The 23,193-nt window shown below is 62.9% G+C and carries 22 protein-coding genes; 14 read left to right on the forward strand and 8 right to left on the reverse strand.

Features of this window, described 5'->3' with window-relative positions; all coding sequences use genetic code 11:
• Positions 1-5: 5 nt before the first annotated feature.
• From prcB to JMY29_RS10385, 12 genes are all read left to right on the forward strand, one after another.
• Positions 6-815, forward strand: coding sequence for a proteasome subunit beta (prcB, locus tag JMY29_RS10330; RefSeq protein ID WP_018777647.1), 810 nt, complete (start codon positions 6-8; stop codon positions 813-815).
• Position 816: 1 nt separating this feature from the next.
• Complete coding sequence (gene prcA, locus JMY29_RS10335) at positions 817-1,524, forward strand: proteasome subunit alpha (RefSeq protein ID WP_018777648.1); 708 nt, start codon at positions 817-819, stop codon at positions 1,522-1,524.
• A 1-nt stretch (position 1,525) separates the two neighbouring features.
• Positions 1,526-2,890 (forward strand): Pup--protein ligase, encoded by a 1,365-nt coding sequence (gene pafA, locus JMY29_RS10340; protein ID WP_189075551.1) that lies wholly within the window; start codon positions 1,526-1,528, stop codon positions 2,888-2,890.
• Positions 2,891-3,019: 129 nt separating this feature from the next.
• Positions 3,020-3,943, forward strand: a complete 924-nt coding sequence (locus tag JMY29_RS10345; protein ID WP_055975826.1) for an FKBP-type peptidyl-prolyl cis-trans isomerase — start codon at positions 3,020-3,022, stop codon at positions 3,941-3,943.
• Between the two features lie 74 nt (positions 3,944-4,017).
• Positions 4,018-4,413 (forward strand): FKBP-type peptidyl-prolyl cis-trans isomerase, encoded by a 396-nt coding sequence (locus JMY29_RS10350; RefSeq protein ID WP_017200957.1) that lies wholly within the window; start codon positions 4,018-4,020, stop codon positions 4,411-4,413.
• A gap of 112 nt (positions 4,414-4,525) precedes the next feature.
• Positions 4,526-6,544: a helix-turn-helix transcriptional regulator gene (locus tag JMY29_RS10355; protein WP_189075550.1), complete on the forward strand. Its 2,019-nt coding sequence runs from the start codon at positions 4,526-4,528 to the stop codon at positions 6,542-6,544.
• Between the two features lie 9 nt (positions 6,545-6,553).
• Positions 6,554-6,904, forward strand: a complete 351-nt coding sequence (locus JMY29_RS10360) for a hypothetical protein (protein WP_039241304.1) — start codon at positions 6,554-6,556, stop codon at positions 6,902-6,904.
• A gap of 36 nt (positions 6,905-6,940) precedes the next feature.
• Complete coding sequence (gene tatA, locus JMY29_RS10365; RefSeq protein WP_018777653.1) at positions 6,941-7,225, forward strand: Sec-independent protein translocase subunit TatA; 285 nt, start codon at positions 6,941-6,943, stop codon at positions 7,223-7,225.
• 6 nt (positions 7,226-7,231) lie between these two features.
• A complete protein-coding gene (gene tatC, locus JMY29_RS10370) occupies positions 7,232-8,068 on the forward strand; it encodes a twin-arginine translocase subunit TatC (protein WP_018777654.1) in 837 nt (278 codons plus the stop codon).
• A 24-nt stretch (positions 8,069-8,092) separates the two neighbouring features.
• Positions 8,093-11,062 (forward strand): DEAD/DEAH box helicase, encoded by a 2,970-nt coding sequence (locus JMY29_RS10375; protein ID WP_189075549.1) that lies wholly within the window; start codon positions 8,093-8,095, stop codon positions 11,060-11,062.
• 49 nt (positions 11,063-11,111) lie between these two features.
• Positions 11,112-12,770 carry an amidohydrolase gene (locus JMY29_RS10380; RefSeq protein WP_079581422.1) on the forward strand — a complete coding sequence of 553 codons (1,659 nt, stop codon included), beginning with the start codon at positions 11,112-11,114 and terminating at the stop codon, positions 12,768-12,770.
• Between the two features lie 167 nt (positions 12,771-12,937).
• Positions 12,938-13,681 carry a polyprenol monophosphomannose synthase gene (locus tag JMY29_RS10385; protein WP_039241307.1) on the forward strand — a complete coding sequence of 248 codons (744 nt, stop codon included), beginning with the start codon at positions 12,938-12,940 and terminating at the stop codon, positions 13,679-13,681.
• A 96-nt stretch (positions 13,682-13,777) separates the two neighbouring features.
• Here the strand turns inward: JMY29_RS10385 and JMY29_RS10390 are convergent, their stop codons facing one another.
• The 4 genes from JMY29_RS10390 to JMY29_RS10405 form a co-directional block, all read right to left on the reverse strand.
• Complete coding sequence (locus JMY29_RS10390) at positions 13,778-14,125, reverse strand: RNA polymerase-binding protein RbpA (protein WP_011774875.1); 348 nt, start codon at positions 14,123-14,125, stop codon at positions 13,778-13,780.
• Positions 14,126-14,385: 260 nt separating this feature from the next.
• The gene (locus tag JMY29_RS10395; RefSeq protein WP_018777659.1) at positions 14,386-15,360 is read right to left on the reverse strand and encodes an SPFH domain-containing protein; all 975 of its coding nucleotides are present in this window, start codon (positions 15,358-15,360) and stop codon (positions 14,386-14,388) included.
• Positions 15,361-15,458: 98 nt separating this feature from the next.
• Complete coding sequence (locus JMY29_RS10400; protein ID WP_189075548.1) at positions 15,459-15,920, reverse strand: NfeD family protein; 462 nt, start codon at positions 15,918-15,920, stop codon at positions 15,459-15,461.
• A gap of 79 nt (positions 15,921-15,999) precedes the next feature.
• Positions 16,000-16,842 carry a methyltransferase domain-containing protein gene (locus JMY29_RS10405; RefSeq protein ID WP_189075547.1) on the reverse strand — a complete coding sequence of 281 codons (843 nt, stop codon included), beginning with the start codon at positions 16,840-16,842 and terminating at the stop codon, positions 16,000-16,002.
• 69 nt (positions 16,843-16,911) lie between these two features.
• On the opposite strand from JMY29_RS10405, the gene JMY29_RS10410 reads away from it, so the two are divergent.
• On the forward strand, positions 16,912-18,927 hold the full coding sequence (locus JMY29_RS10410; RefSeq protein ID WP_189075546.1) for a S9 family peptidase: 2,016 nt from the start codon (positions 16,912-16,914) through the stop codon (positions 18,925-18,927).
• A gap of 22 nt (positions 18,928-18,949) precedes the next feature.
• Here the strand turns inward: JMY29_RS10410 and JMY29_RS10415 are convergent, their stop codons facing one another.
• Positions 18,950-19,624 (reverse strand): peptide deformylase, encoded by a 675-nt coding sequence (locus JMY29_RS10415; RefSeq protein ID WP_018777663.1) that lies wholly within the window; start codon positions 19,622-19,624, stop codon positions 18,950-18,952.
• Between the two features lie 51 nt (positions 19,625-19,675).
• On the opposite strand from JMY29_RS10415, the gene JMY29_RS10420 reads away from it, so the two are divergent.
• Positions 19,676-20,083, forward strand: a complete 408-nt coding sequence (locus JMY29_RS10420; RefSeq protein ID WP_018777664.1) for a nuclear transport factor 2 family protein — start codon at positions 19,676-19,678, stop codon at positions 20,081-20,083.
• On the opposite strand, the gene JMY29_RS10425 is transcribed toward JMY29_RS10420, so the two are convergent.
• From JMY29_RS10425 to JMY29_RS10435, 3 genes are read right to left on the reverse strand one after another with little or no spacing between them, the layout of a single operon-like run.
• Positions 20,084-21,214 (reverse strand): FAD-dependent oxidoreductase, encoded by a 1,131-nt coding sequence (locus tag JMY29_RS10425; RefSeq protein ID WP_189075545.1) that lies wholly within the window; start codon positions 21,212-21,214, stop codon positions 20,084-20,086.
• Positions 21,207-21,932 carry a class I SAM-dependent methyltransferase gene (locus tag JMY29_RS10430; RefSeq protein ID WP_189075544.1) on the reverse strand — a complete coding sequence of 242 codons (726 nt, stop codon included), beginning with the start codon at positions 21,930-21,932 and terminating at the stop codon, positions 21,207-21,209. The genes JMY29_RS10425 and JMY29_RS10430 overlap by 8 nt, the downstream gene beginning before the upstream one ends.
• Positions 21,929-23,065, reverse strand: coding sequence for a type III polyketide synthase (locus JMY29_RS10435; RefSeq protein ID WP_189075543.1), 1,137 nt, complete (start codon positions 23,063-23,065; stop codon positions 21,929-21,931). The genes JMY29_RS10430 and JMY29_RS10435 overlap by 4 nt, the downstream gene beginning before the upstream one ends.
• Positions 23,066-23,193 lie beyond the last annotated feature (128 nt).

Consider the following 23,193-nt stretch of genomic DNA (forward strand, 5'->3'; position numbering starts at 1 on the left):
CAGCAATGCAGGACCCATCAAACGGCCCCCTGGCCACCCAGGCAACGTCTTCATTTACCGAGCATCTCCAACGCTCTCGTCCTGAACTCCTTCCCTTCAGCCAGGCGCTTCCCGCCGGCACCGTGCCGTCATCGCCGCACGCCACCACGATCGTCGCACTGACGTATGCGGGCGGCGTGCTGATGGCGGGCGATCGCCGCGCCACGATGGGCAATGTCATCGCCAGCCGGCACATCGAGAAAGTTTTTCCGGCCGATGAATATTCGGTGCTGGGCATCGCCGGCACGGCCGGCCTGGCCATCGACATCACCAGGCTGTTCCAGGTGGAGCTGGAGCACTACGAAAAAATAGAGGGAACGCTCCTGAGCCTGGTGGGCAAGGCCAACCGCCTGGGGGCCATGATCCGCGGAAATCTCCCGATGGCGATGCAGGGGATGGCCGTTATCCCGCTGTTCGCCGGATTCGACCACGTCAGCGGTATTGGCCGGCTGTTCTCCTACGACGTCACGGGCGGCCGCTATGAAGAACAGGAACACCACTCAGTAGGCTCAGGATCGGTGTTTGCCAGGGGCGCCCTGAAGAAGCTGTGGAAGCCCAACCTCTCCGAGGAAGACGCGGTCGCTGTTGCAGTCGAAGCCCTGTACGACGCCGCGGACGACGATTCCGCGACCGGCGGTCCGGACCCTGTCCGCCAACTTTGGCCGGTGGTCTATACCGTGAACAGAGCCGGTAACCGAAGGGTCCCGGAGCGCGACCTCGCAGCAATCGCCGGAGCAATCGTTGAATCGCGCGCCATCGCCGGACGGGAGGCCTGACATGACGCAGCAGTTCTATGTTTCTCCGGAACAACTGATGAAGGACCGCGCGGACTTCGCCCGGAAGGGCATCGCCCGTGGCCGATCCGTGGTGGTCATCAGCTGCGCCGACGGCATCGCCCTGATCGCGGAGAACCCGTCACCATCCCTGCATAAGATCGGGGAGATCTACGACAAAATTGCCTTCGCAGCGGTGGGCAAGTACAACGAGTTCGAGAGCCTGCGGCAAGCCGGGGTCCGCTATGCCGACGTCCGCGGTTACTCCTACGACCGCGAAGACGTCACGGCCCGCGGGCTGGCCAGCGTGTACGCACAAAGCCTGGGAGCTGTGTTCACTGCAGAACAAAAGCCTTTCGAGGTGGAATTGGCGGTGGCGGAGGTCGGTGCGGCACAGGAGCAGGACCACCTCTACCGGCTGACCTTCGACGGTTCCATCGCCGATGAGAACGGTTTCGTGGTCATGGGCGGCCTGGCAGATCAAATTTCCGACGTCGTCCGCGGGGCTTGGGAGTCCGAGCTCAGTTTGGCCGGCGCCATGCGTCTGGCCCTGCGCGCGCTGGCAGTCGACAAGGAAGTGGAAGCCCTTCCGGCCACCGCTGTCGAGGCGGCAGTCCTCTACCGCGCGTCGGAGAGCCACCGCGGATCACGCAGGGCGTTCCGACGCCTGCTGCCCGAGGACATGACCCGGTTGCTCAACGAGGAGGCCTGAGATGGACAAACGAATATTCGGCATCGAAACGGAGTTCGGGATTTCCTATTCCAGCCCGGATTCACGCCCGCTGGCGCCTGAGGAAGTGGCCCGGTACCTCTTCAGGAAGGTCGTCAGCTGGGGAAGGTCTTCGAACGTCTTCCTGACGAACGGCTCGCGGCTTTACCTGGACGTAGGCTCGCACCCGGAATATGCCACAGCCGAGTGCGATGACCTTGCCCAGCTCATCGCGCACGACCGGGCGGGCGAGCTCATTCTCGACGACCTCGTGGACGAAGCCCAGACAAGGCTCGCCGCAGAGGGATTCAACGGAACCGTCTATCTCTTCAAGAACAATACGGATTCGGCCGGCAACTCCTACGGCAGCCATGAGAACTACCTGATTCCGCGCCGCGGGGAATTCTCCCGCTTGGCGGAGATCCTGATTCCGTTCCTGGTCACACGTCAGTTGATCGCAGGGGCGGGCAAGGTCCTGAAGACTCCGCACGGAGCCACCTTTGCCTTCTCCCAGCGCGCCGACCACATCTGGGAAGGCGTGTCATCGGCAACCACCCGATCACGTCCCATCATCAACACGCGCGACGAGCCCCATGCGGATGCCGAGTTCTACCGCCGCCTTCACGTGATCGTGGGCGACTCAAACATGTCCGAAACCTCGGCTCTGCTCAAGGTCGGCACCGTCGACCTGATCCTCCGCATGATCGAGTCCGGTGTCATCATGCGGGACATGCGCATGGAAAACCCCATCCGCAGCATCCGCGAGATCTCCCACGACCTCACAGGCCGGGCGCTCGTCCGGCTTGCCAACGGCAGGCAACTCACGGCACTCGATATCCAGCGCGAGTACCTGACCAAAGTCACGGAGTTCGTGGCGGCCAACGGCGCCCACAATCAGCATGTTCCGCTCATCCTTGACTTGTGGAAGCGAACGCTGGACGCCATCGAGTCCGGTGACACCAGCACCATCGACACCGAGGTTGACTGGGCCATCAAGAAGAAGCTCATGGACAGCTATATGCGGCGGCATGGACTCAGCCTGGATTCGCCGCGGATCGCGCAATTGGACCTGACCTACCATGACATCTCAAAGCAGCGGGGTCTGTTCTTCCTGCTCCAGTCCAGGGGAGCTGCGCGCAGGCTGGTCACGGAGACCGACGTCAAGGACGCCGTGGATGCACCACCGCAGACCACCCGTGCAAAGTTGCGCGGGGATTTCGTCCGTCGGGCACAAGAGCTCGGCCGTGACTACACCGTCGACTGGGTCCACCTGAAGCTCAACGACCGCGCACACCAGACCATCCTCTGCAAGGATCCCTTCCGGAGCGAAGATGAGCGGGTGGATGCCCTCCTGGACTCCATGGGCTGAACGTCCCTATAAGCTGGCTCCCAGCTTTCCGGGCTATTCTGGATAGTGGTCTCTTTCCAGGAGACAACCTGCTTGGAGGCGCCTTGCGCTGTTCCGAGTGTCCCTTGCCCCGACGAAAGTGTCTTTTTTGTGCGCCGACTCCTAGCAATTCTCCTTCCTGCCCTGCTGCTCATTACCGCGTGCGGCGGAAGCAACCCGGCCGCCGAGCCCACCAGCCAGTCCGCCGGTGACCTCTCCAAGCTCGACTCCGTGAAAGTGACGGATAACGGTAACGACAAGGCCCCCGGCGTTGAGTTCTCGAAGCCGCTGAGCGTCACCGAGCCCACCGTCAAGGTGGTTGTCGAAGGTGACGGAGAGCGCGTAAAGGCCGGCCAGACGGCTGAGCTTGTCTACGTGGCCGTCGACGGCAACGACGGCAAGACGGTGGAAGACGCCTACACCAACGGGCCTCAGCCGATCGACTTGACGGACGAACTGAAGTCCGGCAACCAGCAGATCTACAACGCAATCGTTGGAGCCAAGATCGGCTCACAGATTGCCTTCGCAGCTCCCGGCAACGCCTCGGCTTCACCGGCCGCCTCTACGCAGCTGGTCGTCTTCAAGCTGCTCTCGGCCAAGGATCCGGCCCCCGTGCTGGACAAGCCCGAAGGCGATACTGTCACTCCTCCCGCCGGTCTGCCAACGGTGAAGGAAGACGACAAGGGAATCCCGCAGATCTCCGTTGACGGTGTTGCTGCGCCCAAGGAACTTATTGCCCAGGATCTCATCAAGGGCAAGGGTGCAGTCGTCAAGGCAACCGACACCTTGACCGTGAACTACGTAGGCGTGAACCTCGTGGGTGGTACCAAGTTCGATTCCAGTTACGACCGCGGAAAGTCCACCAGTTTCCCGCTCACCGGCGTAATCAAGGGCTGGACCCAGGGGCTGGAGGGCAAGACTGTCGGCTCCCGCGTGCTCTTGGTGATTCCGCAGGACCTCGCCTACGGCGCAGCCGGCCAGGGCGAAGCCAAGGGCGACCTCGTCTTCGTCGTGGACATCCTGGGCGTTAAGTAACCCCAGCGGAAAATGCAGGCACTGGCTTAGGCTGGTTCCTGACACCAATTCATCACTGACACCAAGGAGTACCCATGTCATTTGGTCAGCGTGACTTCGACCGCACCAAGCCGGAGATCGATTTCCCCGAAGGCGACGTCCCCACGGACCTCGTCATCACGGACCTCATCGAGGGAACTGGTCCTGAAGCCAAGGCCGGAGACACCGTGTCCACCCACTACGTGGGCGTTGCCTGGTCAACCGGCGAAGAGTTCGACGCTTCCTGGGGCCGTGGGGCTCCCCTTGACTTCCGCGTCGGAGTCGGCCAGGTCATCCAGGGCTGGGACCAGGGCCTCCTGGGCATGAAGGTTGGCGGCCGCCGTCGCCTGGAAATCCCCTCGGAGCTGGCCTACGGCTCCCGCGGCGCCGGTGGAGCCATCAAGCCGAACGAAGCACTGATCTTCGTGGTTGACCTCGTAGCTGTCCGCTAGGAAACAGCTGTTCTGCACGGCGCGTCATCTCCCGGTTCAACCGGCAGGTGACGCGCCTTGCTGTTTTCCCGCTGGACTTTAGTAACGTAGCAACCGTAGTAACGTAGCAACCGTGTCCGCATCCCGCACTGAACGACTCCTGAACCTTCTCCTTGCTTTGCTCAACACCAAGGTGGGGCTCTCACGCTCCGTGCTGCGCGAAAAGGTCTACCACGATACCGCCGGAAACGATGTCTCCTTTGGGCGCATGTTTGAGCGTGACAAGGCCGACCTCAAGCAGTTCGGCTTCGAGGTGGAGACATTGATGGACCCCAGCAGCTTCGGCGCCGATGACCCTGCCTCAGCGCGCTACAGGATCGGTAAGGACTCCAACAGGCTGCCGGAAGTGAAGCTGACTCCGGCAGAGTGCACGGTCCTCCTTCTGGCCGCCCAACTGTGGGAGCGCGCTGCCCTGGGAAATGCTGCCGCCAATGCCGTCCGTAAGTTGCAGGCCGCCGGCGGATTCACCGACGTCGAACTTCCTGCGGGGGTTCAGCCGCGGATCAAACCGGCCGGACAGGCTTTCGACGACGTCGTTGCCGCCATGCATGGCAGGCATCCCGTCCGTTTCGGCTACCTCGCCATCAGCACCGGCCGCGAGGAAACCCGCGAGGTGGAGCCATGGGGGCTCGGCAGCCGCTTCGGCCAGTGGTACCTGGTGGGCTTCGACAGGGGGAGAGGCGCAAAGAGAATCTTCCGGCTCTCGCGGATGACCACCGCACTGACCTTGGTGGCGGGCAGCAGTTTTGAACCTCCGGCAGGCTTCAACGCCAAGGCTGAGCTCGCTGCGCTCAACGAGCTGCCACTTCAAAAGGCCATCCTGGATGTGGACAAAGACCGCTTGCTGGCGCTGCGCAAGAGGGCAATCGCCACTGGACAGTCCGCTGACGGGGGAGTCCGTGACCGGATCCAGGTTGATTTCAGGGATCCCGAACAACTCGCCGAGGAGCTGGCGTCCTACGGCCCGCAGGTGAAGGTGTCAGAACCGGCCGACTTGCGCACCGCCGTCGTCCGACGCCTGAAGGCTGCAGAGGACTTTGGCGCCGCACCGGCAGTGGAGGTGGGGTTCCCCGAAGCGGGACGCGCACCGCGCGCCCGGAAGCGCACTTCGGAAGACCAGTTGGCAAGGATGCTGCAGTTGGTGCCGTTCCTGGTCCATCACCAGGGCCTGCATATCCAGGAGGTCGCTGACCGTTTCGGCGTCTCCCGCAAGGATCTGATCGATGACCTCAAAATACTCATCTGTTCGGGCCTTCCCGAGGGTTACCCGGATGATCTGCTGGACATACAGTGGGAAAACGATCATGTGTATATCTCGGAGCATCTGGACCTGAACAGGCCGGTCCGTTTCAGTGAGGACGAGGCCGCCGCGTTGCTGACCGGCCTGGCCATGCTGGGGGATCTGCCCGTACTGGCTGGCGTGGCCGGCGACGAAGCCGGCAGTGCACTGGAATCTGTCACCATCAAGCTGACCGGCGCTGCAGGGCAGGCCGGCCGCTTGGCCGGTTCAGTGGCCGGCCAGTCGGTGGCACCGGAACAGTCCGAGGCCTTTGCCACCATCACGCAGGCGATCAGGGACGGGCAACAGCTGCGTCTGCGGTATTTGTCGCTGCAGCGCGATGAGGTAACCGAGCGGGACGTCGACCCTTTGCGGCTCTATTCGATGGACAACACCTGGTATTTCGAGGCCTACTGCCACAGCAAGGCCGGAATCAGGAATTTCAGGTTGGACAGGGTGGAGTCGCTGGAACCGAATGGCCGGGCCGTGGCGGGTCCCGCACCGACCGGCCAGGACTTCCCCGCGCGGCTGTTTACCCCCAGCGACGACGACCTCCAGGTGGTGCTCCAGCTGACCCGCCAGGGTGCCGGGCTTGCCGATGACTACTACGCGGAACGCACCGCCCAACTGCCCGACGGCGGCCTGCTCGCCGAGGTGCGGTTCGGTGACGCAGGGTGGTTGCCCATGTTCGTGGCACAGCATGGTGGAACGGTACGGATCCTGCAGCCAAAGGCCCTGCAAGACAAGGCCCTCGCCTGGGTGAGGGCTGCCCTGGCGCAGTACGACTCTGCTTCCGACGCCCAGGCTGGCTAGACTACTCAGATGCCTTGGTGGTTCTGGATCCTGTTGTGGATCGCACTCGTAGCTCTTGCCCTGCTCCTTCACTTGACCTTGGGTTATCGCTTGTTCAGGAAATTCATGGCCACTGTTCATGATTTGGGCGACGCCGGGAAACGTTTCAGCAACCTTTCGCCTGCCGCGGAAACCTCCGATGTGGAGGTCGCCGGAGACCGCGCCGCACCGGGATCCGCAATTTTTGCCTCCCCGGATCAGATGCGTCATGATTACCTGACGGCCAAAGCCTTCCGGCAGGAAGTTCGCCGCCAAAAGCGTGTCCAACGCAAAGCGGAGCGGGGTCAGCCGCAATCCCTGCACGACATTGAATTCAGATAGACGTAGGATGTATCCAAAAGGAAAGGACCTCCCCACATGAGGCTCGAAGGCTGGCATCTCATCATCATCATCGTCCTGGCTCTGGTGCTTTTTGCCGCACCGAAGCTGCCGTCAATGGCGCGCAGCATTGGGCAGTCGATGCGTATTTTCAAGTCTGAAGTCCGGGAAATGAAGAAGGACGGTTCTTCAGAGGCGAAGGACTCCCAGGACGGTTCCGACGCCGTTGAAGGCAAGGTCGTGGGCCACCCGGACGCCAAGACACAGAACGTGAAGGCACAGAACACCGGCGAGACCGACGTTCCGCCCTCCAACCGCGTCTAAAGAGAAGTGGTAGAGACGAAGGGGCGCAAGGCCAACCCCGAAGCCCGGATGGCGCTTCTTGACCATCTCAAGGAGCTGAAGAACCGGCTCTTCAAGGCTGCAATCGGCGTCATCCTCGGGACAGTGGTGGGCTTCATTGTCTACCAGCCGCTCCTGGAGGCGCTGATCAAGCCGATCAAAGACCTCAATGAAAAAGAGGGTCGCGCTGCGACACTGAACTTCGATGGCGTAGCCAGTTCGTTCGACCTCATGGTCCAGGTTTCGGTATTCCTCGGCGTGCTGCTTTCGAGCCCGGTATGGATCTATCAACTCTGGGCTTTCATTGTGCCCGGCCTGCACAAGAAAGAGCGTCGACTCGCGTTGTCATTCGTGGCTGCGGCGGTCCCGTTGTTTATCGGTGGCGTTCTTCTTGCCTGGCTTGTCCTGCCCAACGCCGTGCGGGTCCTGACGGATTTCACCCCCATTGGCGGTTCAAACTTCATCAGCGCCGAAATTTACCTTGCGTTCGTCCTCCGGCTCCTGTTGGCGTTCGGCATTGCCTTCCTGGTTCCGGTGGTGCTTGTTGGCCTGAACCTGGCCGGCATCGTCAAAGGAAAGCAGCTCGTCAAGAGCTGGCGCATCACCATTTTCCTGGTGTGCTTGTTCGCCGCCATGGCCGCCCCGGGGGCGGATGCCATGAGCATGTTCTACCTGGCAGCACCCATGCTGTTGCTGTTTTTCGCAGCCATTGGGGTTTGCCTCCTCAACGACCGTCGTCGTGAACGCCGCGCCATCAAGCGGGCTGCCGAGACGGAAGCCACTGCGGATATCGCCACCCCGGCCTCCGATCTGGAGAATCTCTAGACCTTGGGCCACTAGGCTTGATGCATGTCTTCGTTTCCCGGGTCTCCTTCTCCATCAGAGCGTTACCAGGCGGCAGCCCAGAGGGCGGCCGAGGCTAAAACCTATCTCGGTGCTTTCGCCGGCTCGCTCAACTTCGAGCTGGATGATTTCCAGCGCGAAGCCTGCAAGTCCCTGCAGGAGGGGCGGGGAGTATTGGTGGCAGCCCCAACCGGTGCCGGCAAGACGATCGTCGGGGAATTCGCCATCTTCCTGGCCCTACAGCGGGGACTCAAGGCTTTCTATACAACTCCCATCAAGGCCCTGAGCAACCAGAAGTACTCGGAACTGGCAGAAAAGTACGGTGCGGCCAACGTCGGTCTGCTGACAGGCGACACCACCATCAACGGTGAAGCACCGGTAGTGGTGATGACCACCGAAGTCCTCCGGAACATGCTGTACGCGGATTCCGAGACGCTCAGCGACCTCGGTTTCGTCGTGATGGACGAAGTCCACTACCTGGCCGACCGCTTCCGCGGTGCAGTCTGGGAAGAGGTGATCATCCACCTGCCCAGCGAGGTCCAGGTGGCATCACTGAGTGCCACCGTATCCAACGCCGAAGAGTTCGGTGCGTGGCTGGACACTGTGCGGGGCGATACTGACGTGATCGTGTCCGAGCATCGTCCCGTGCCTCTGTGGCAGCACGTCATGGTGGGCCGGGAAATCGTGGATCTCTTCGCTGGCGATACCACTTTCGACGAAATCGCGCCGGTTGCCCCGGGAGCCCAGGAAACCGACGCGCCCGATCTCTCGGAAGCCGGCGAGGTATCCAGCGAACCGAGCAATGGCCGCCGTGTCTCTTCCAAGCAAGCGTCCGCCACGAAGGTGCGCCAGGCAGTGACCGGACCCGAATTCGAGGTCAATCCTGACCTCCTAGCCATGGCACGTTCAGAGAGCCGGATGAACATGAACGGACGGTTCGGCCACGGTGGCCGCAGCCGCCGTCGTCAGGACCGGAACCGTGACGAGCGCCAGCAGTCCGAACAACGCAGTCCTGTACGCAAGGCGAGCCGCCCGCAGGTCATCGAAAGCCTCCGGCGGCAGGACCTCCTGCCTGCCATCACCTTCATCTTCTCCCGCGCAGGCTGTGATGGTGCCGTGGCCCAGTGCGCAGCGTCCGGCCTGTGGCTCACCACTGAGCGGGAGCAACAGATCATCGCCCAGCGCGTGGACGAAGCGAGCCACGAGATCCCTGCGGACGACCTCGATGTCCTCGGCTTCTGGGGCTGGCGTGACGGGTTGGTCAGGGGCTTCGCCGCCCACCATGCCGGTATGCTCCCCACTTTCAAGGAAGTGGTGGAAAAGCTCTTCGCCGACGGCCTGGTCAAAGCGGTCTTCGCCACGGAAACGCTCGCTTTGGGGGTCAACATGCCTGCCCGGTGCGTGGTCCTGGAAAAGCTCGAGAAGTTCAACGGCGAAGCTCACGTCAACATCACAGCGGGTGAGTACACCCAGCTGACGGGTCGCGCCGGAAGGCGGGGGATCGACGTCGAAGGCCATGCCGTTGTGTTGTGGCAACCCGGGACGGATCCCGCGGCAGTAGCCGGCCTGGCATCCAGGCGCACCTACCCCCTGAACTCCAGCTTCAGGCCCACGTACAACATGAGCATCAACCTCATTGCCCAGTTCGGACGCGTGAGGGCACGGGAGATCCTGGAGTCCTCCTTCGCGCAGTTCCAAGCCGACCGATCCGTAGTGGGCCTTGCCCGACAGGTCCGTGGGCGGGAAGAGTCACTGGCGGGATACGCCAAGTCCATGAGCTGCCATCTGGGCGATTTCACCGAGTACGCCAAGCTCCGGCGTGAACTCAGCGACGCGGAAAACCGTGCCGCCCGCGACCACCAACGGGCGCGCAAATCACGCGTCGCTGATTCGCTGGCACGGCTGATCCCGGGTGACGTCATCAGCGTCTACAGCGGCCGGCTCGCGGGGCACGCGGTGGTCCTTGATGTTGACCCCAACGCCCGCGAACCACGGCCCTCGGTACTGACCCAGGACAACCAGCTCCGCCGGATCGGCGTCCACGACCTCGACGGTCCCGTGTCACCGGTAACCCGGATCCGCATTCCCAAGTCGTTCAATGCCAAGGTGCCAAAGTCCCGCCGCGACCTCGCCTCGTCCATGCGCCATGCCATCAGTGAGGACGCACCCCAACGCCACCGGAACAGCCGGCATGAGGACTTCGGCCTGGGGGCCCGCCTGCCGGACCAGGAGAAGAAGATTGCGGATCTCCGGCGCGCACTCCGGGCCCACCCCTGCCATGGCTGCAGCGAGCGGGAGGACCATGCGCGGTGGTCCGAGCGCTGGTGGAAGCTCCGCAAGGAGACCGACGGGCTGGTGCGCCAGATTCAAGGCCGTACCAACACCATCGCGAAAACCTTCGACCGTGTGTGTGAGGTCCTCTCCGTTTACGGGTACCTGGAAACAAACGACGCCGGCGACGTCACCATCAGTGCCGACGGGCAGCGCCTTCGCCGGATCTACGGGGAGAAAGACCTGCTCATTTCCCAGTCCATCCGGCAGGGTGCCATCAACGACCTCGATGCGGCAGAACTGGCTTCCTTCGCCAGCACGCTGGTCTACCAGGCCAAGCGTGAAGACCGCGGGCTTCGCCCGAAGATGCCAACCGTCTCGCTGGAAACGGCCGTTGACGTGGTTGTCCGTGAGTGGTCTCGACTGGAGGACACCGAGGAGCAACACCGGCTCCCGCTGACCGGCGAGCCGGAACTCGGTTTGATGTGGCCCATGTACAAGTGGGCCAAGGGCCGCCATCTCCAGGAGGTGCTCAGCGGAACAGACCTGGCGGCCGGAGATTTCGTCCGCTGGGCCAAGCAGATAGTGGACCTCCTGGACCAGCTCGCCAAAATCCCGCAGCTCGACCCCCGCTTGGCCAGGATTTGCCGTGACGCGATCGATTTGGTCCGCCGCGGCGTGGTGGCATACTCCACGGTGGCCTAGCCGGCCGTCCCATGATTGATTTGTTGACAACGCTCAAGGAGCCCACAGCATGAACCAGCCAGGCGCGTCTGCCGGCCAGCACCCCAACGGATCCGGCCGCAAGGTCACCATGTACCGCAATGGTTCGATCTATACGGCGGCGGATCCCTTTGCAACGGCCATGGTGGTGGACGGAGACACCGTGGCTTGGGTGGGCTCCGAACAAGCTGCGACCTCCATTGCCGATTCGTCCATGGAGATCATCGATCTTCGGGGCGCCCTGCTGGCCCCCGGGTTTGTGGACTCCCACGTCCATTTGACGGAAACCGGCGTGGCCCTCGCAGGCCTCCAGCTCGGCACCGTCCGTTCCGCTGCGGAACTGCTCGACGCCGTTGCCACCGCGGGTGGTACGGGCACCATCCTTGGCCATGGTTGGGATGAGACGAAGTGGGACAACCCCACACTGCCCAGCCTTGAACAAATTTCCCGGGCCGCAGGTGACCGGCACGTATATTTGTCGCGCGTTGACGTTCACTCTGCACTGGTTTCACCCTCACTTGCCGCGGCCGCCGGACTCGAAGGACTCGACGGCTTCACAGGCACTGCTCGTGTGGTGCGGGCAGCGCATACAGCGGCCCGCCTGACTGCGCGGAACTTCCCGGAGCAAGAACGGCGCCGGTACCAGGAACAAGCCCTGCGGGAAGCCGCTGCGCACGGCTATGTAGCCATGGCCGAGATGTCCGCGCCACATATTTGCGGTCCCGAGGACCTCAGGACCGCCGTGTCCTGGAACGACGGCGGGGACCAACCGGAGGTGCTCCCTTATTGGGGCGAACTGGCGTCCTCGCAGGAGCACGCCAAGGCCATCCTGGATGACTTGGGCACCAACGTCCTTGGCCTCGCCGGGGACCTCAACATGGACGGCTCCATCGGTTCGCGCACAGCTGCCCTGTTGGACGACTACTCCGACGCCGCTGGGCAGCGCGGCAGCCTCTACCTTTCGGTCGACGAGGCAAGCAAACACCTCGCCGCCACGTCGGCACTGGGCGTGCAGGCAGGATTCCATGTGATCGGCGACGCCGGCCTGGCGGCGGTACTGGATGCCCTGGATGCCGCGGCGGCAGAAGTGGGGGAGCAGCGCATCCGGGCAGCGGGGCACAGGCTTGAACACGTGGAGCTGGCTGACCAGTCCGCCATAGACAGGCTGGCGAAGTACTCCGTGACAGTCAGCGTCCAACCTGGCTTTGACGCCGCCTGGGGCGCAGCTGGTGGCTTGTACGAGCAACGCCTTGGCAGCCGGAGCGCCGGCATGAACCCGTTCGCGTCCTTCTACTCCAGTGGCGTACCGATTGCTTTTGGCAGCGACAGCCCTGTCACTGCACTCCGGCCCTGGTCCAGCGTGCGCGCTTGCCTCGAACACAGCAACCCGGAACAACGCATCTCGGCGCGCGCGGCGTTTCTGGGACACACGCGCGCAGGATGGCGGGCGGCCAAGCACAGGAACCCCCTAATGGGGCAACTAGTACCTGGCGCACCGGCCAGTTTCGCCGTGTGGGAAGTGGAAGAGCTGATGGTCCAGGTTGCTGACAGCCGGGTACAGTCATGGAGCACGGATCCCCGCGCACGGACACCGCTCCTGCCCGCCCTCGACACAGGGTCGGACCCCCGCTGCCTCCAAACTGTCCGTGAGGGCCGTGAACTGTTCGCTCACGAATCCCTTCGTGTCTAGTCGTTCCGTCTGCAAGCCAAGATCAGGGACTGCCACTGTGCCCTGTGGCCGGCACCACAGACGCAAAAGTCATGGCCGCCGTCGTCCTATAATGGAGAGTTGCGCCAGAACGCCAGCTGCCAGGCTGGTCCGGCACACTGACCGCTCCATCAAGGAAAGGCCTCTTCTTGCGTGTCCTGACGATCATTCCCACCTACAACGAGCTGGAATCGCTCCCCGTGACGCTGGGACGGCTGCGCGCAGCGGTACCCGACTCCGACGTCCTGGTGGTCGACGACAACAGCCCTGACGGCACGGGAAAGCTTGCCGACGACTTCGCCGCTGAGGACAGCCAGGTTCATGTCCTGCACCGCAAGGGCAAGGAAGGCTTGGGGGCCGCCTACATCGCAGGCTTCAAGTGGGGTCTGGCCGCCGGTTACGACGTCCTCGTCGAAATGGACGCGGATGGTTCGCACAAGCCCGAGCAGCTTCCCCTCCTCCTCGACGCCGTGCGGGACGGTGCGGATCTCGCCATGGGTTCCCGCTGGGTTCCTGGCGGAAGTGTCGTGAACTGGCCCCTCTACCGCCAGGCCATCTCCCGCGTCGGCAGCACCTACGCCCGCATCATGCTTGGCGTCAAGATCAAGGACGTCACCGGTGGATACCGGGCGTTCCGCCGCAGCACCCTCGAGGCACTGAACCTGGACGAGGTCGAGTCAGTAGGCTACGGCTTTCAGGTTGACCTGGCCTGGCGAGTGGCCAAGCTTGGCCTTCGCATCGAGGAGCGCCCCATTACGTTCGTGGAACGGGAGCTCGGAGCCTCGAAGATGAGTGGCAACATCGTGGTGGAAGCCATGATCAACGTCACCAAGTGGGGCCTGGCTGCACGCTGGGCGAAAATCACCCGCAAGTCACCCGAAGCCGCGAAGTAGCAGGCACAAGAAAGGCCGGGTCCGGTTCCATCAGGAACCAGACCCGGCCTTTGCTGTTGTCTTGGAAACTATGCCCAAAAGGCTTGCCGTTAGCGGCTATGCGGAGCGGCGTTCTCCACGGCGCTCACGAAGGATGTTGAGGCGGTCCTCGAGGATCTGCTCCAGCTCAGGAAGGCTGCGGCGTTCCAGCAGCATGTCCCAGTGGGTACGGACGGCTTTCTCGTTGGCGTCCACGGGACGCTCGCCATCGACCAGGAGCGCTTCCTTCCCCGTTTTGGAAACCCAAACGGGAGGGATCTCTGCTTCGGAGGAGAAGGTTACGAAGACCTGCTCGCCATCCTCGCAACGGTACTCGACCCGCTGACGCGGTGCCGGTTCAACGCCGGATTCAGTTTCCATGCTTTGGGCGCCAAGACGCATACCCCGCAGGCTGCGATCGCTCATGATTACTCCCTCTGTCTGTTCGCGGAGCAGGAACTCCGCGCTAGCCGTAAGCCGTTTTCACGATCCCTACGGACTACTTCTGCACACCTTGCATCACTAATTGCAACGCCTGGCCAAGCTTTAATGTTCCGTCCACGCTGAACCAGCCGGACAAATATCCCATTATACGCTGATCTTCGCTGAGTACTCAAAAGCCCGGAGACGCCGCGAGCGGCCAGCCGGAATGGCTGGCCGCTCGCGTTGTCCCTACGGGACAGGAACTACTCGGCGGGACGTGGTGGTTCCACTGTCCCTACCGGCTCCGGGGTCTTCGAGCCTCCGTCGAAGAGGCCCGCGACAGGGGAGTCGGGGCTGTTCCCACCAAGCGCACCGCCGATGCCCTTGAGGGCCTCGCCAACTTCGCTCGGGATGATCCAGAGTTTGTTCGAACTGCCCTCTGCGATCTTCGGAAGCGTCTGAAGGTACTGGTAGGCGAGCAGCTTTTGGTCCGGGTTGCCCTTGTGGATAGCATCGAAGACCTTCTGGATGGCCTGTGCTTCACCGTCTGCCCGGAGGATGGCGGCTTTGGCGTCACCCTCAGCTGCGAGGATGGCAGCCTGGCGCTGGCCTTCCGCGGTGAGGATCTGCGACTGCTTGGTACCCTCGGCGGTCAGGATGGCTGCGCGGCGGTCACGCTCTGCACGCATCTGCTTTTCCATCGAGTCCTGGATGGAGTGGGGCGGGTCGATCGCCTTCAGTTCCACCCGGGACACCCGGATTCCCCAGCGGCCTGTTGCTTCGTCCAGTACGCCACGCAGCTGACCATTGATCTGGTCGCGGGATGTGAGTGCTTCCTCAAGGTTCAGTCCACCCACCACGTTACGAAGCGTGGTGGTTGTCAGCTGTTCAACGGCCTGGATGTAGTTGGCGATCTCATATGTCGCGGCCCTGGGATCAGTGACCTGGAAGTAGACCACGGTGTCAATCGAGACCACCAGGTTGTCCTCGGTAATGACCGGCTGCGGCGGGAAGGAGACTACCTGTTCGCGCAGGTCGAGCAGCGGCAGGAGCCGGTCGACAAACGGAATCAGGATTGTCAGTCCCGGGTTGAGCGTGCGCTGGTACTTTCCGAGCCGTTCAACGACGCCGGCACGTGCCTGCGGGATGATCCTTACCGAACGGACCAATACGATGATGACAAAAATAACGAGAACAATCAGCACAATTGCCGCTGCTGTTCCTCCTAAGCCGTCCATACATCTCCTTCGTTCCCCAATTGCGTGGTTTGATGAGGCTGTGCGCGGGCAGGTTGCCCCGGTCCGGCAACGGCCTGAAATCCGAGTGCGACTAAACGTCAGCGGGAGCTGTTGTCGGCAGCCGAAGCGACCACCGCCGTCGCTCCGTCAATCTTGGTGACCTGGACCGTTGCCCCGGCGTCAATGACGCCGGCGGCGCTGCGCGCGCTCCACACGTCGCCGCCGATTTTTACCAGCCCGCTGGTGCTGCTCACGGCTTCAATGACGAGGGCAGGCTGGCCGATGAGCCGGTCTATGTTGGAAAGCTGTTCTGTGGGTCCCTTGCGCAGGTGGTTCAAAGCCACTGGCCGCACGAAAACGATCATCAAAAGGGAAATCACGCAGAAAATGACGATCTGCAGCCAGAAGTCGGCGCCGGCGAAGTCGGCTATCAGGCCTGCCAGCGCACCGCCGCCCAGCATGATGAAGAAGAGGTCGAGAGTCAGCATCTCCACCACTGCGAACGCGAGGAAGACTGTGAGCCAGAGAGCCCACCAATTCTCGCCGAGCCATTCAAACATCGTTCCCCCTTGGTCCCGGATCCCGCGAGCGGGATCACAGTCGCTGTTCCTCCATCCTAGCCCGACGTGTCGTCGGGCGTCAGGACGCAGTGAACACGCTGATCCGGAACTTCGCGGTGGCGGGCACCGGCTCCTCGGAAGCTGCAAGCCCTGACAACTGTTCCTGCTGCAAATGGTGGCCGGCAGGGCCCATGAAGGCGAGGTCGGCTACCTCGTTTCCGTCCAGCACCAAGGGCAAGTCAAGGCAGTGGCTCGCGGAAGAATCGAAATACCCGCTCATCGACTCCGCCAGCCGTTCCTCCTTGCCTTCTTCGATGCTGAGCATTCCCGTCCTGGCTGCGATCTCCTGCAGGTGGCCGGGCCGTGGAGTCACCACCAGGAGGCTTCCTCCGGGCCGAAGCACCCGCGCGAACTCCGAAGGGTTCCGCGGGGCGAACACAACCGTCACCACGTCCACCGAGTTGTCCGCCATGGGCAATGGACGCCAGATGTCCCATACAACATTGGCCGCTAGCGGGTTGAGGCGGGCTGCACGACGAAGCGCGAATTTGGAAATATCCATGCCGACGGCGGTTGAGCCTGTCGCTTCAATAACGCTGCGCAAGTAGTGGCCGGTGCCCGTTCCGGCGTCGAGAACCAGTGTCTCCGGCCCCTGAAGCGCCTCAGCCGCCATGCCGGCCAACGCCGTGGCCAGACCCGCATAGTGCCCGCCTTCCAGGAACCGGAACCTGGCAGCGACCATCTCCGCCGTATCAGCTTCGAAGACGGTGCCTTTCCCGGTCAGGAAATTGAAGTAGCCCTGTTTGGCGGCATCGAACAGGTGTCCGTTCCGGCAGGCAAGCGTGGCCGGCCGGCCTTCCCTTAACTCGAAAAGTCCTTGGCACACGGGACAGCGCAAGGCGGGGACGGCGTCGGACAACATGGCTTCAATCCTACGGTGGGACGGAGTGTCTGGAGCCGCGGGACGAGGCGCCGGGCTAGGCTCACCAACGTGAAACCCGAGCAGCTGCCCCTGTTGAACTCCGTGTCCGCCCCTGCCATCCACCCCGACGGGACCAAGGCGGTGGTGTCCGTCACGAGACCGGATTTTGACGCTGACACTTATGTAGGCCAGCTTTGGTCAGTGCCTTTGGACAACGCCAAGTACCCGCGCCGCATCACCCGGGGGTTCCGCGACACTGCACCGTCATTCTCACCGGATGGGCTGGTCCTGGCCTTCCTGCGCAGCGACCCCGGCGGTAAACCCCAGCTGTTCGTGGTGGAATCGGCCGGCGGGGAACCACAGCGGATCACGAACCAAGCTGCGGGGGTTGACAGCTTCGTTTGGGCGCCGGATTCGCACCGAATCGCCTTCCTGGCGCGGGTCCCCGAACGGGGACGCTACGGAACGGTTGACGACGTGACCCTGGGTGCCGAAGATGCCCGTCTCATCACCGCAAACCAATACATGATGAACGGTGTTGGATACACCGCCGACCAGCGGCAACAGCTGTTTGTCGTCGAGGTCCCGGAATTGGGCGGCGAACCCGCAGTCCTTCCGCGCGGCAGGGCGGCCCACGAGCAGCCAACTCTGGAGCTGCCCGGCCTGCCCGCCGCCCTGCAGCTCACTTTTGGGGACGCCGACCACACATCGCCGGCGTTTTCTGCGGACAGTGGCCGGCTCTACTTCGTAGCGGCACTGCATGAAGGACACGACGACGATCTGGTCACCTCTGTTTACAGGGTTGATGCTGCCGGCGGGGAGCCGGTCGTCGTCGAACCCGCCAACCGGACACCGCAGACCGTCACCGATGTGCGCCCCTCCGCGGACGGCAAGTGGTTGTTCTACATCGCCCAGGAACTGGGTGATACCGGCCGGGACTTTGTGGCGCGGAACTCCGTGCTCTATGTGATGCCGTCGGCCGGGGGAGAGGCTGTAGCCCTGACTGATGTGGAGCACCTGGATGTTTCCGGGCCCCTGGAACCAAGCGGACCGGACCGTGTCCTGGTCCTCAACACGGCTTTGGGCAGCGTTGAACTCCTTGAAGTCATCGCGAACGGCGACATCACCCCGCTGGTGCACGGCGCCCGGGTTGTCATCGGGGCTTCAGTTGCCGCAAACGGAGAAATCGCGGTAAGCCTCTCCGACGCGTCCACTGCTGGAGATGTCGCAACGCTGGAGCGTGGTGAGCTTCGCCTCCTGACGGATTTCTCAGGAGCCCTTCGGAACAACTCCACGGTCATTGAGCCCCTGGATTTCGAGGCTGAATCCAGCGACGGACATGCTGTCCACGGTTGGCTCGTCATACCGGAGGGCCCGGGACCGCATCCGGTCCTTCTGAACATCCACGGCGGACCGTTCGCCCAGTACACGGGAGCGCTCTTCGACGAGGCCCAGGTTTATGCCGCGGCCGGATACGCGGTGGTGATGTGCAATCCCCGCGGGTCGTCCGGCTATGGCCAGGAGCACGGGCGAGCCATCAAGGGGCGCATGGGCACCCTGGACATGCAGGATGTGATGGCCTTCCTCGACGCTGCCCTGGCATCGCGGAAATCCCTGGACCCCGGGAATGTGGGCATCATGGGCGGCTCCTACGGCGGTTACCTGACTGCGTGGATCATCGCGCATCATCATCGCTTCAAGGCTGCGATCGTGGAGCGGGGTTTCCTGGACCCGGTCAGCTTTGCGGGTTCTTCGGACATTGGTTGGTTCTTTGGCAGGGAATACACCGGAGGGTCAATGGAGCAGATGCTGGCCCAAAGTCCCATGGCCTTCATCGCGGATGTGCAAACACCGACGCTGGTGGTGCACAGCGAAAATGACCTTCGCTGCCCTATCGAACAAGGCCAGCGCTACTATGCACAGTTGAAGGCGCAAGGGGTTGAGACCGCCCTGCTGGTCTTTCCGGGTGAGGACCACGAGTTGTCCCGTTCGGGTACACCGCACCACCGCCGACAACGCTTTGAGCACATCCTCAGCTGGTGGGCCAAGTACCTCCCGACCGCCGGAAACAAAGCTGCGGAGTAGGGAACCGGAGCGGCGCCCGGCTTCAGGGAAGGAAGCCGAGCGACCGGCGTGCCTCATCAATGTCGGGCGAGGCCCAACGCGCGGTGTGTTCGGCGTTGCTGGCCAGGGAGCGGATCTCGGCACGGTCCAGGTAGAGGACGCCATGAAGGTGGTCGGTCTCGTGCTGCACAATGCGGGCCTGCCATCCGGAGAACCATTCCTCCACAGGCTCGCCGGCGGGGGTCACAAAGGACAACTCAACATTGCTGTGTCGGTCCACAACTGCCTGGTAGCCCTGGACTGAGAGGCATCCCTCGTAAAATGCCGAGGTTTCCGTGCCCAACGGACGGTACTTCGGGTTGACAATGGCGAAGAACTCCAACGGTTCCCTGTGCCGCACGGAGGCGGACACCGGATCAATCTCGTATTTGTCCTCCAGGACCGCCAACTGCAACGGGATGCCCACCTGGGGCGCGGCGAGGCCGACCCCTGGGGCTGCATGCATGGCATCGCGCATCCGGTCAATGAACGCCAGCAGTTCGACGTCGTCGAGCTGGCCGTCGTACGGCGCGGCATGCTGACGCAACACCGGGTGCCCCGCCTGGACGATGGCCGGGAGTTCCTCACTATCGAGCAACCGTCGGACGGCATCCCGGATCTGGAGGGGATTGAAATCTGCAGCGGGGCTTGAAGCTCCGGGATGGGGTTGATGCGTCATGGAACGAGCCTATATCCGTGGGTGTCTTTGTCAGTGGGCTAGGCTCGAAGAATGACCAATCCCACGCCCTTGGAACACGTGCTCGGGTTCGTCCGAACAGTTGAAGCCGGCGGTGGCTCAGCTGCGTTGCGGCCTTTCCTGGCTGAGGACTTCAAGCTCACCGAATGGCCCCACGCGCTGTCCAAGACAGGCTCCACACGGAACCTTGCGGAAACCCTCTCCGGCGCTGACCACAGCCAGGACATCGTGGCGGACCAGCGCTTCGAGATTGTCCGCACTACCACTGAGGAAGACCGTGTCGTCCTTGAGATGAATTGGTCGGCAACGCTGCTCCTGGATCTCCCGCACTGGGACCGTGGCGACACCATCCGCGCCAGGAGCACGGCCATCTTCCAGCTACGGGATGGCCTGATCATCAGCCAGGACACCTACGACTGCTACTACACGGCGCCGGAATAGTTACCGCATGGTGAAGCGCCGCTCCACCACCCCGGCCACGCCGGGCACCTCCAAAAGACCCGCAAACACCCTGTTCCTCGCCGCCATGGCAGCTGGTGGCAGTGGCCGGCCCAAGGCCATGTTGAGCCCGGCCTGCCGCGACGCCCGGACCGCGGCTTTCCTCCGGACCCCTTCGAAGACCTGCAGCGCCTTCCCGACACCGTTTCCGGCCAATGCGGCATCGACGATGGGAGCCAAGGCTGCAGCATCCAGCCACCCAAGGTTCATGCCCTGGCCGCCGATGGGGCTGATTTCGTGGGCGGCGTCACCAAGGAGGACCACCCGCCCGTGCACCATCTGACGGACCAAGCGCGACTGGACGTCAAAAGCGCTGAGCATCGTATTTCCGGCTACCTCCAGCACCTCACCCGTCCTGGCTTCGACCAACCGAGCCATCCCGACCGCCGTCGCATCCGTTGCCGGCGCACCGAGCCTCACCACCCATCTGCGGACACCTGCCGGCAGGGGGAATGATTCAACGATCCCTTCCGGCTCCAGATACAGCACCGCATCAGCGCCATGCCCAGTGGCGTCAGGGAAGTCTCCCATAAGGTACGAGTCCGGATAAGTCCGTGGTGCGATGTCCGGGACAAGACGCCGTCGCAGTGATGAATGCGCGCCGTCAGCTGCAATCACCAGCCGGGCCCGGTACTCCCGGCTCCCCGGCGTCGGGTGGGCCAGAACGCGAACAGCAGTTCCGTCGTCGCGCGTTTCCCGGACGTCGATGCCTCGGACGATCGCTGCCGGGTCGACTGCCAGCACCGCGTCCTCCAGCACCTTCTCCGTGGTCGCCTGCGGAACGGCCAGAATGAAAGGGAACGCGGAGTCCCCGGTGAAGGGAAGTTCGGCAACTTTACGGCCCCGGCTGTAGGCAACGCCCCGTTTGATCCTGACCCCGGCCTGCACCAGCTGCCCGGAGACTCCCGCGCGCTCCAACGCTGCCAGCGCCGGAGGATGGATCCCGATGGCGCGGGAACGTGCGCTTCCGGCACTCCTGCGTTCCAGGATACGGATCCTGTGGCCGCTCCGGAGCAGCCGCAGGCCCATAAACAAGCCCACCGGACCCGCTCCGACAATCACCACGTCAAGCACGGTTGCGGTTCCCCGATCCTTGGTGCTGGTGGACCAGCATGTTGTGCCAAGGTCCGTTGCTTTCGACTGTCCATGCGGGCGGGATGGCGGATCGCAATTCAGCCATCGTGTAGCTCCGCCTGATGGACAGCAAGCCGTCCCTGACGATGTACGAGCCCCAGCCCAGAGGCCAAAAGCCGGCCAGGAACAAAATGTAGGCGACGTTGCTTCGTTGCAGATCGTTGTGCAGCGCCAGTCGCGTGCACAGCAGTTCCGAATCGTGCAGGACCGCGGCGAACTGCCGGGCATCCAGGTGGTGAAGGATGTGGTTGGAGATCACGACATCGAATGCAAGGCCCTCCGCAACCAGCTCGGAACTGTGGGCCAGACGATATGTAACCCTTTCGTCCCCGGGTAAGTGCGTCGCAAAAGCATGGGCCCGTTGATCCGGATCGACGGCAGTCACGTACAGGGTGAATCCATCCTGGCGCGCCCATCGCGCCAGACTGCGGGCCACGTCACCGCTGCCGCTTCCTATGTCCAGCAAGGATGCATGACCCGTCTCCGCCAGCAGCGGACGGATGCGGCGCTTGTACGTCCGGCGCCATCCTGAAAGCAGCCTGTTGACGACGGGAAACCTGGCATAGGTTCGGCTGAGCAGCAGCGGATCGCAGTCCGGCCTGTCCATGTCCTCAATGCTGTCCAGGTCCCTTTCCCTGAGGGACCCCCAGGGACTCACAGAGCGGGGGAGACCAGCGTGAAGAGGCCCGTCTCCACCGTAAGGCCGGGGCCGAATGCCATGGAGCAGATCCGCTCCTCGCGTTGGCTGGCCGCCTGTCCCATTATGTACTTCAGGACGAACAACACTGTGGCACTGCTCATGTTGCCGTATTCCCTGAGAGTCTCCCGTGCAGGTACCAACTGTTCTTGCGTCAATTCCAGTTTGGACTCGACCTTGTCAAGGATGCTGCGCCCGCCGGGATGGATGGCCCAGTGGGTGATGTCCCTGTAGGGCGAACCGGCCAGTTCCGGTTCCTTGGCCAGCAAGGGCTCCAGCGCGCCGGTGATGTGTTCTTCGATGATGTGGGGCACATAGGAGCCCAGGACCATCTCAAAACCTTCGTCTCCGATGTTCCATGCCATGGCTTCCTCGCCGACCGGCGTCAGAACCGTTTCGAAGTGGTCCAGCCGGATCACTGGCTCTTCGCCCTCCGGCTCCCTGGCGGAAATGACCGCCGCTGCCGCGCCATCGCCGAAGATGGCCGAACCCATGATGGTGTCCGGGTCGTTCGATGTCCTGACATGGAGCGAGCAGAGTTCAACACAGATCACCAGGACAACCGCCTCCGGGTCAGCAAGGCAGAACTGCTTTGCCGCCTTCATGGCGGGGAATGCGGCATAACAGCCCATAAAGCCCAGGTGGTAGCGCTGAACTGCCGGATTCAGGCCCAGCGCCCTGACCACCTTGTAGTCGGGTCCAGGGTTGAAGAAGCCGGTACAGGACACGGTGATCACGTGCGTGATGTCATCCAGATCGATGCCTTGGGCCTGCGCGACCGCTGTCTTGCCGGCCTCGACGAACAGCTTGGTTGCTTCGGTGGCGAAGATTTCGTTGCGGACCTTGGTGCTGGGACTCAGGACCCTGTTGGTTTCAGGATCGAAGAACTTCGGATTTTCGGGGTTGGCATCGAGGCTCAACTCCTCAACGGCGGTGAAACGGGTGTCGATAGCGGCCGAATCAAAGCATGTGGTGACAAGCCGGGTACCCAGCCGCGTCAGGCCCGGCTGGGCGGCAAACACCTCACGCGCCTGCTCCTGGACCAGAATCGTAGGGGGAACTGCGGTTTCGAGGGACCTCATGTATACCGGCATGCTTCATTCTTAGTGAGTAAAGCCGGGAAGACAATGGCAGAATCAATCGTATTGACCGAGGTCGGTCAAGGAGAGCCAGGCGACGCCGACGGGGGACTGTTGGACAGTGTCGCCCAACGGACGGAGAA

This window comes from Paenarthrobacter nicotinovorans (assembly GCF_021919345.1).
Taxonomy (GTDB): Bacteria; Actinomycetota; Actinomycetes; order Actinomycetales; family Micrococcaceae; genus Arthrobacter; species Arthrobacter nicotinovorans.

Excerpts from the sequence above, each read along its gene's own strand:
- JMY29_RS10405 (WP_189075547.1), bottom strand. The coding sequence starts at position 16,842 with ATGTTGTCCGACGCCGTCCCCGCCTTGCGCTGTCCCGTGTGCCAAGGA.
- JMY29_RS10350 (WP_017200957.1), top strand. The coding sequence starts at position 4,018 with ATGTCATTTGGTCAGCGTGACTTCGACCGCACCAAGCCGGAGATCGAT.
- JMY29_RS10375 (WP_189075549.1), top strand. The coding sequence starts at position 8,093 with ATGTCTTCGTTTCCCGGGTCTCCTTCTCCATCAGAGCGTTACCAGGCG.
- JMY29_RS10360 (WP_039241304.1), top strand. The coding sequence starts at position 6,554 with ATGCCTTGGTGGTTCTGGATCCTGTTGTGGATCGCACTCGTAGCTCTT.
- prcA (WP_018777648.1), top strand. The coding sequence starts at position 817 with ATGACGCAGCAGTTCTATGTTTCTCCGGAACAACTGATGAAGGACCGC.
- tatA (WP_018777653.1), top strand. The coding sequence starts at position 6,941 with ATGAGGCTCGAAGGCTGGCATCTCATCATCATCATCGTCCTGGCTCTG.
- JMY29_RS10380 (WP_079581422.1), top strand. The coding sequence starts at position 11,112 with ATGAACCAGCCAGGCGCGTCTGCCGGCCAGCACCCCAACGGATCCGGC.
- pafA (WP_189075551.1), top strand. The coding sequence starts at position 1,526 with ATGGACAAACGAATATTCGGCATCGAAACGGAGTTCGGGATTTCCTAT.
- JMY29_RS10420 (WP_018777664.1), top strand. The coding sequence starts at position 19,676 with ATGACCAATCCCACGCCCTTGGAACACGTGCTCGGGTTCGTCCGAACA.
- JMY29_RS10435 (WP_189075543.1), bottom strand. The coding sequence starts at position 23,065 with ATGCCGGTATACATGAGGTCCCTCGAAACCGCAGTTCCCCCTACGATT.
- prcB (WP_018777647.1), top strand. The coding sequence starts at position 6 with ATGCAGGACCCATCAAACGGCCCCCTGGCCACCCAGGCAACGTCTTCA.
- JMY29_RS10395 (WP_018777659.1), bottom strand. The coding sequence starts at position 15,360 with ATGGACGGCTTAGGAGGAACAGCAGCGGCAATTGTGCTGATTGTTCTC.
- JMY29_RS10400 (WP_189075548.1), bottom strand. The coding sequence starts at position 15,920 with ATGTTTGAATGGCTCGGCGAGAATTGGTGGGCTCTCTGGCTCACAGTC.
- JMY29_RS10390 (WP_011774875.1), bottom strand. The coding sequence starts at position 14,125 with ATGAGCGATCGCAGCCTGCGGGGTATGCGTCTTGGCGCCCAAAGCATG.
- JMY29_RS10415 (WP_018777663.1), bottom strand. The coding sequence starts at position 19,624 with ATGACGCATCAACCCCATCCCGGAGCTTCAAGCCCCGCTGCAGATTTC.